This is a genomic window from Marinospirillum alkaliphilum DSM 21637, from assembly GCF_900119735.1.
Taxonomy (GTDB): domain Bacteria; phylum Pseudomonadota; class Gammaproteobacteria; order Pseudomonadales; family Halomonadaceae; genus Marinospirillum; species Marinospirillum alkaliphilum.
In genome coordinates this window covers 93,387-100,668 of record NZ_FPJW01000011.1, presented here as the reverse complement: position 1 = coordinate 100,668, position 7,282 = coordinate 93,387, and the positions used below count along the sequence as shown (strand labels likewise).

At 55.4% G+C, this 7,282-nt stretch carries 5 protein-coding genes, 2 tRNA genes and 1 CRISPR repeat array; of the genes, 4 read left to right on the top strand and 3 right to left on the bottom strand.

Annotation, left to right across the window (positions count from 1 at the left end; all coding sequences use genetic code 11):
• Nucleotides 1-3: 3 nt before the first annotated feature.
• Nucleotides 4-582: direct repeats of the CRISPR family, unit length 29 nt; unit sequence CGATTCCCCGCAGGTGCGGGGATAAACCG.
• A 608-nt stretch (nucleotides 583-1,190) separates the two neighbouring features.
• Nucleotides 1,191-1,376, top strand: a complete 186-nt coding sequence (locus BT114_RS13555) for a hypothetical protein (protein ID WP_072327025.1) — start codon at nucleotides 1,191-1,193, stop codon at nucleotides 1,374-1,376.
• On the opposite strand, the gene BT114_RS13550 is transcribed toward BT114_RS13555, so the two are convergent.
• Nucleotides 1,373-1,840 (bottom strand): rhodanese-like domain-containing protein, encoded by a 468-nt coding sequence (locus BT114_RS13550; RefSeq protein WP_072327024.1) that lies wholly within the window; start codon nucleotides 1,838-1,840, stop codon nucleotides 1,373-1,375. The genes BT114_RS13555 and BT114_RS13550 overlap by 4 nt on opposite strands.
• 135 nt (nucleotides 1,841-1,975) lie before the next feature.
• On the opposite strand from BT114_RS13550, the gene BT114_RS13545 reads away from it, so the two are divergent.
• Both BT114_RS13545 and BT114_RS13540 read left to right on the top strand, forming a co-directional pair.
• Nucleotides 1,976-3,406, top strand: coding sequence for an MBL fold metallo-hydrolase RNA specificity domain-containing protein (locus tag BT114_RS13545; protein WP_072327023.1), 1,431 nt, complete (start codon nucleotides 1,976-1,978; stop codon nucleotides 3,404-3,406).
• Nucleotides 3,403-4,248, top strand: coding sequence for a DNA/RNA non-specific endonuclease (locus BT114_RS13540; RefSeq protein ID WP_072327022.1), 846 nt, complete (start codon nucleotides 3,403-3,405; stop codon nucleotides 4,246-4,248). Before BT114_RS13545 ends, BT114_RS13540 begins: the two co-directional genes overlap by 4 nt.
• Nucleotides 4,249-4,305: 57 nt before the next feature.
• Here BT114_RS13540 and BT114_RS13535 read toward each other — a convergent pair.
• A tRNA-Leu gene (locus BT114_RS13535) sits at nucleotides 4,306-4,392 on the bottom strand.
• Between the two features lie 29 nt (nucleotides 4,393-4,421).
• Nucleotides 4,422-4,508, bottom strand: a tRNA-Leu gene (locus BT114_RS13530).
• Nucleotides 4,509-4,697: 189 nt separating this feature from the next.
• Here BT114_RS13530 and rnr point away from each other — a divergent pair.
• Nucleotides 4,698-7,277 carry a ribonuclease R gene (gene rnr / locus BT114_RS13525; protein ID WP_072327021.1) on the top strand — a complete coding sequence of 860 codons (2,580 nt, stop codon included), beginning with the start codon at nucleotides 4,698-4,700 and terminating at the stop codon, nucleotides 7,275-7,277.
• Nucleotides 7,278-7,282: the final 5 nt, after the last annotated feature.

Genomic DNA, 7,282 nt, shown 5'->3' with positions numbered 1-7,282 from the left:
GCTCGATTCCCCGCAGGTGCGGGGATAAACCGGTAGAAACAATCCCGCAGTGCCGATTGTTGATCGATTCCCCGCAGGTGCGGGGATAAACCGCGTTAATCAGGGCGCGGTAACTGGCACTTGTGGCGATTCCCCGCAGGTGCGGGGATAAACCGTAAACTGTAGTTAACTACTATTCAGTTGTGGTCGATTCCCCGCAGGTGCGGGGATAAACCGCATTGAATGTATGGCTTTTTAACGCCTGCCTCCGATTCCCCGCAGGTGCGGGGATAAACCGCACCGGCTCATGCCTCCAGTGATAATCCTGGCCGATTCCCCGCAGGTGCGGGGATAAACCGCGTCACGAACTCAGGCAGATAGAGCAAGACAACGATTCCCCGCAGGTGCGGGGATAAACCGATATGGAAGATAAAGATTTTGAGCTAATCGGCCGATTCCCCGCAGGTGCGGGGATAAACCGGTATATCTAGCCATGTAACTGTGCCTGTTGTTCGATTCCCCGCAGGTGCGGGGATAAACCGGTGGCTTGCTTGCGCTTTTCCATCTTTGTGATCGATTCCCCGCAGGTGCGGGGATAAACCGCACAGCAACCATTCTCAGACCTCCAGCTTTTTCGATTCCCCGCAGGGCGGGGGTAAACCGCGGGATCAAACGGGATTAGACGGAGGTCAAATCGATTCCCCGCAGGGCGGGGGTAAACCGCGGGATCAAACGGGATTAGACGGAGGTCAAATCGATTCCCCGCAGGCGCGGGGATAACTTAAGGGTATTGGATGATACGAGTTGCGAACGCATCGATTCCCCGCAGGCGCGGGGATAACCGGAGCTACTGAAATGCGACAACCTGTAGCGAACAACCAACACCAGGCAGCGCTCACAATTGTCTGCCATTGCTTCGAAGGGTTGGCCGATTGACAGTATTGCCAGGAGTGACTAGATTGGCTGTTAGACCCTGAACCGGTGAACCACTCTTGGGCAATTGGAGCACCATCAGTCGTACCAGTTTGGGGTTTTTCTTTTTTCAGTGCCGGGTACTGGTACGACTTATCAGCAAAAGCGGGATACACCAGTTGAACTGAATTGCGGCTTTTTCACGGGTTGGATATTTGTTCACTCAGTAGGCTTCAACTCTCCCACCCTTGACCGATATGGTTTTCGGTTGTTTTGTTTAACGCAGTAAGGAGGATGTGATGTCCAGACGCAAGAAGCGCACCAGTGATCTGGGTTTCCATAATCTGGTGGCGAAGTTCATGCCTGTGGGGCATGCCGGTGAGCATCCGGATCGGAAAAAGCAGGCCAAAGCGGGTTACCGCAAGGTCAAGCACAAGGGAAGGGCCTTCCATGACGGACAGGCCCTTTTTCTTTTGGCCGCTTAACAGCCCATGGGGCCTGGGGTGCAACTGTCTGTTGCATTCAGTTCCGCAACGCGCTGGTTGTAACTGACCGGCTGATACCCTTCTCTCAGCATTTTCATGATGCCGCCTTCCATGTTGATCACCTGATATCCCTGTTCACTGAGAAACTGGCTGACTGCGCGTGTGCGGTTGCCGGTGCGGCAGATCAGGGCGATGGGCTGGTCCTTGTCGACCTGTTGTTCCAGTTGTTGCAGAAAGGCCTGTGCATCGTAGCGGCCTCTGGCATCAAAGAAGGTGATGGGGATGGCACCAGCCACTACGCCGGTTTGCCGCCATTCCTGTTCGGTGCGGATATCGATGACGGGGATGCCGCTGTTGATCAGTTCCGCGCTGGCGGGTCGGTGGGTGACTTCTGCCAGTGCAGGAAGAACCAGTGCCGGCAGGGTCAGCAGTGACAACAGCAGGGTCAGGGCAAGGTGTTTCATGGTGGCTCCCGGTTTAATGGCTTCAGGTTATTATCCCTTTGAAAGGCAGGGTGCTGCCAGGTTCCAGACAAAAATGTCGCAGCTTTCTGATAGACTTCAAAAAAACACTGCCCAATCAGGGTTTAAGGAGTTTCCATGCATATCGAGTTTCTGGGTGCCGCACAGGAAGTGACGGGTTCCTGCCATCTGGTGCAGGTCGGTCGTTCACGCATTCTGTTGGATTGTGGCCTGATGCAGGGTGGCGGCAAGGCGCGGGAAGAAGAGGCCAACGGTGAGCCCTTTCCCTTTGATCCGGCCAGTATTGATGCCGTGGTGTTGAGTCATTCCCACCTGGATCATTGCGGTCGGATTCCGGTGCTGGTTAAGGAAGGTTTCAAGGGCAAGATTTATACCCAGCGTGCCTGCCAGGAGATGTGTCGGGTGATGTTTATGGATGCCGCCCACATTGCTGAGCGGGATGCCTTCACTCAGAACCGCAAGCGCGAGCGCAAGGGGCTGCCGTTGATTGAGCCGCTGTTCACCACCGCCGATGCTGAGAAAGCGCTGCGTCATTTTCGCGGCATGGATTATGACAGCCCGCTGAAGATTGCTGATGATGTGGTGCTGCGGTTGTTTGATGCCGGGCATATTCTGGGTTCTGCCATTGTGCAACTGGATGTGGAAGAAAAAGGCCATCAGCGGCGGATTGTTTTTTCCGGTGATCTGGGCCATGCCGGTGCCCCCATTCTGCGTAATCCCACTTTCCTGAAGCAGGCTGACGTGGTGTTGATGGAGAGCACCTACGGTGGGCGTTGTCACCGCAGTTGGGAAGAGAGTTTCATCGAGATGGGTGAGGTGCTGAAGGAGGCACGTCAGTCGGGTGGTAATGTGCTGATTCCCGCTTTTGCGGTGGGGCGCACTCAGGAGCTGTTGTATCTGTTTGCCAAGCATTACAAGGAGTGGGGCGTGGCTGACTGGCAGATTTATCTGGATAGCCCAATGGCGATAGAGGCCACCGAGGTGTATGCCAATCACAGCCATTTGTATGATGCTGAAACCCGTGAGTTGTGGGCAAAACACCAGTACAAGGATCTGCTGCCGAATCTGCACATCACCCGTTCACCGGATGAGTCGATGCAGATCAACAACATCAGGAAGGGTGCAATCATCATTGCCGGCAGTGGCATGTGTGAAGGGGGACGGATTCGTCACCATTTGAAAAACCATGTCTGGCGTGAAGGCAATCATCTGGTGTTTGTTGGGTTCCAGGCGCGTAACACCCTGGGGCGGCGCATCATTGAAGGCGCGACCACCATCAAACTCTGGGGTGAGGAGATCAATGTGGCCGCCAGGGTGCATACCATTGGTGGTTTTTCTGCCCATGCCGATCAGAAGGGTTTGATTGACTGGTATCGGCATTTTGAGGATGCCCCGGCCTTGTTGCTGGTGCATGGTGAAACGGAATCTCAGCAAGCCTTGATTGAAGCCATCAAGCCCTGGACCATGGCGCGTGCGCCTTCAGCAGGGCAGCAACTGGATTTATTGGACCCTTTCAGCCCTTTGCGGGAGGTTGATGCAGCATCATGAAGTTGCGTGGTTTGTTGAGGTTGCCCGCTTGGTTGCTGGTGGTTGTGCTGCTGGGCGGTGGTTTTTTCTACTGGCAGGAAGTGCAGCAGCGGGAGTACCATGCTTATGCCGGTTTGCCGCAGGTGCAGGACTGGAAAAACTGGCAGACCTGGCACCGGGTGTTGCGTAATCCCGGTTTTATGGTGGGTTACTCGGAGTTTCGCATGAATCCCCTGTGGGTCACCTATCGGCTGGAACCGGTTGAGCCGGGGCCGAGTGATCCACGGCCGCAGCGTTTTCAGGAGGACCGGCGCACCTTCACCCGGGTGAATCATGATGAGTACACCGGGTCTGGTTATGATCGTGGGCATCTGGCACCCAATCATGCCATGTCGCGGGTGCATGGGCGTGAAGCGCAGTTGCGCAGTTTTCTGATGACCAATATCAGTCCGCAAACACCGGAGCTGAACCGGCGGGTGTGGCAGCGCATTGAGGCAACGGCACTGGATCACTTTGCGCCAATCAAGGGTGAGGTGTGGGTGATCACCGGGCCGGTGTTTGGTGAACCGACACAGCGCCTGAATGGCAGCTGGGTGGAAATTCCCGCCGGGTTTTACAAGATTTTTGTCGCGCCACCCACTGCTGAAAGGCGCCTGAAGGTGTTGGCGTTTCTGGTGCCGCAGCAGGTGCGGGGGAATGAGCCGCTGGATCAGTTTCTGGTGACGGTGCGCGAAATTGAGCAGTTGACCGGGCTGAATTTTCTGCATCGTTTGCCGCAGGAATTACAGGATGAGCTGGAAACAGTCATTCACCCTGAGCCCTGGCGGCTGTCGGAAGTCAATCGCAGGATGGGGCGTTTTTGAAACAAAAAAAAGCGCCCGGTTAAGGTCGCTTTTTTTAATTGCTTGCAGTCACTTCGATGGTGCCCAGGAGAAGACTCGAACTTCCACGACCTTTCGATCACTGATACCTGAAACCAGCGCGTCTACCAATTCCGCCACCTGGGCAAGAAGTGCTGCTGCTGTTTTGTTGGGGATGGTGCCCAGAAGAAGACTCGAACTTCCACGACCTTTCGGTCACTGATACCTGAAACCAGCGCGTCTACCAATTCCGCCATCTGGGCATCCCAACGGAGGCGTATTCTACAGCGTTGTTTTTACCTTGCAAGTGTTTTTTGCAAAGAAATTGAAAACCTTATGAGGAAGCCCGCTGGCAACGTGCTAAACTCAGACGATTGCTGAAATCCAGACCTCATTCAGCCCCGCCGCGAGTCAATGCAGAGCATTGCAAGGAAGAAAAGGACCAATACCCTATGAAAGCAACCTGGCCGCTTGATAAAGACCCCTATGCCCACCGCGAGTCGGGCAAATATGAACATCCCGTTCCCAGTCGTGAGTACATTCTGCAGTGCCTGGAGGAATCCGGTCGCCCGATGACCCATGAGCAGTTGTGCAAGGCTTATGGCATGACTGATGAAACTTCCATTGAGGCGCTGCGCCGTCGTTTGATTGCGATGGAGCGGGACTGCCAGTTGCTGGTCAACCGGCGGCGGGCTTATGCACTGATCGACAAGCTGGATCTGATCAAGGGTCGGGTGCAGGCGCATCGTGATGGTTTTGGTTTTCTGGTGCCGGAAGGTGGCGGCGGTGATCTGTTCCTGCATAACAAGCAGCTGGCCAGGGTGTGGGATGGTGATCTGGTGCTGGTGCGTGAAAGCGGCAAGGATCAGCGCGGTCGCCGTGAAGGGGTGATTGTTGAGGTGCTGGAGCGCGGTGTCAAACAGCTGGTGGGTCGCCTGAAATTCCAGCCCGGCGGTTTTGCTGTGGTGATTCCTGAAAACACTTCCCTGCATCATGAAGTGTTGATTCCACCGGATGAAATGGCAGGTGCCCGCGAGGGTGAGATTGTGCAGGTGGAGATTCTTGAGCACCCTGGTCCGCGCCGTATGGTGGTGGGTCGCATCACCGAGGTGCTGGGTGACTTCATGGCTGCCGGTATGGAAATTGAAGTGGCACTGCGCAGTTACAACCTGCCGTTTGAATGGCCGGAAGCCGTGTTGAAACAGGCAGCCAAACTCAGCAGTGAAGTGGCTGAAGCGGACAAGCTGCATCGGGTGGATCTGCGTGATCTGCCGCTGGTCACCATTGATGGTGAAGATGCCAAGGATTTTGATGACGCGGTTTATTGTGAAAAAACCCGTACCGGTGGCTGGAAGCTGTGGGTGGCGATTGCCGATGTGTCTCACTATGTGGGCATCAACTCACCGCTGGATCATGAGGCACAAAAACGCGCCACCTCGGTGTATTTCCCCGGTCGGGTGATTCCGATGTTGCCGGAGGCGCTGTCCAATGGCCTGTGTTCACTGAATCCGCACGTGGATCGTTTGTGTATGGTCTGCGAGATGAACATCAGCAAAACCGGCACGCTGACCCGTTATCGCTTTTATGAAGGGGTGATGAACTCCAAGGCACGTCTGACCTACACCCAGGTGGGTGCATTGCTGGACGATTCGGATTCAAAAGTGGCCAGGGATCTGAAAAAGCGTCACCCGCAACTGGAAGCCCCGTTGCGGGAGTTGCATCAGTTGTACAAGGCCTTGCGTGCGGCGCGTGATCAGCGTGGTGCCATCGACTTTGAAACCCGTGAAACACGCATTGTGTTCGGGGCAGACAAGAAGATCGAGCAGATTGTGCCGGTGGTGCGCAATGATGCCCACAAGATCATTGAGGAGTGCATGCTGTGCGCCAACGTGGCCACTGCGCGCTTCCTGGAAAAACACCAACTGGCCGGTCTGTACCGGGTGCACGAAGGACCCAAAGCCGAACGACTGGAAACCCTGCGGGCGTTTCTGGCGGAGCTGGGTATCAGTCTGGAGGGGGGTGAAAAACCCAGTCCGCAGGACTATCAGGAAGTGTTTAATCGCATCAAGGATCGACCGGATTCGGAAATCATCCAGACCATGATGCTGCGTTCCATGCGTCAGGCGGTGTACACCCCGGTGAATGAGGGGCATTTTGGTCTGGCTTATCCGGCTTATGCCCATTTCACTTCACCGATCCGTCGTTATCCTGATTTGCTGGTGCACCGTGCAGTGCGTGCGCTGGTGCGCAGCGGCAAGGAATCCGCACACATTCAGCGGGTGGAAACCACGCCGGTGCAGAAGCTGGAGCAATGGTTACCCTATAACCCGCAGCAGATGCTGGAGCTGGGTGAACACTGTTCGATGGCCGAGCGTCGCGCTGATGAAGCGGTGCGGGATGTCACTGACTGGCTGAAGTGTGAGTTCATTTCTGCACACCTGGGTGAGGTATTCACCGGTAAGGTCACTTCTGTAGTGGCTTTTGGCCTGTTCATCGAGCTGCATGAGTTTTTTGTGGAAGGGTTGGTGCACATCAGTGCCCTGCCGGGTGACTACTACCACTTTGAGCCGGAAAAACAGCGCTTGAAAGGTGAGCGCAGCGGGCGCAGCTGGCGTCTGGGTGATGAGGTGGAAGTGGTGGTGTCGCGGGTTGATCTGGATGAGCGCAAGATTGACTTCGACCTGACTGAAACCCTGGCCAAACCGGCTCGACCGCCGCGTCGACGTGCGGCACCGGCAAGGCGTCCGGGGGTCAGTCGTCCGTCAGCAGATCAGTTGGCTGATGCCAGACAGCAGTTGGTTACTGAACCGGTGGTCACTGAGCCGGTCGTGGCAAGTGAGCTGCAACCGGAAAAAACAGCGCGTAAACCACGCAAGAAAGTGAAAGATAAAGCGGCCAAAGAAGGCGGCAAAAAGAAAAAAGACACCAGGGACAAAAAAGACACCAGGGACAAAAAAGACACCGGGGACAAGAAACCCAAAAAGAAACGGCCAGGTAAAAAAGAGCGCGCCAGAAAGAAAAAGGCAGAGTGAAGCAT

Excerpts from the sequence above, each read along its gene's own strand:
- BT114_RS13545 (WP_072327023.1), top strand. The coding sequence starts at position 1,976 with ATGCATATCGAGTTTCTGGGTGCCGCACAGGAAGTGACGGGTTCCTGC.
- BT114_RS13555 (WP_072327025.1), top strand. The coding sequence starts at position 1,191 with ATGTCCAGACGCAAGAAGCGCACCAGTGATCTGGGTTTCCATAATCTG.
- BT114_RS13550 (WP_072327024.1), bottom strand. The coding sequence starts at position 1,840 with ATGAAACACCTTGCCCTGACCCTGCTGTTGTCACTGCTGACCCTGCCG.
- BT114_RS13540 (WP_072327022.1), top strand. The coding sequence starts at position 3,403 with ATGAAGTTGCGTGGTTTGTTGAGGTTGCCCGCTTGGTTGCTGGTGGTT.
- rnr (WP_072327021.1), top strand. The coding sequence starts at position 4,698 with ATGAAAGCAACCTGGCCGCTTGATAAAGACCCCTATGCCCACCGCGAG.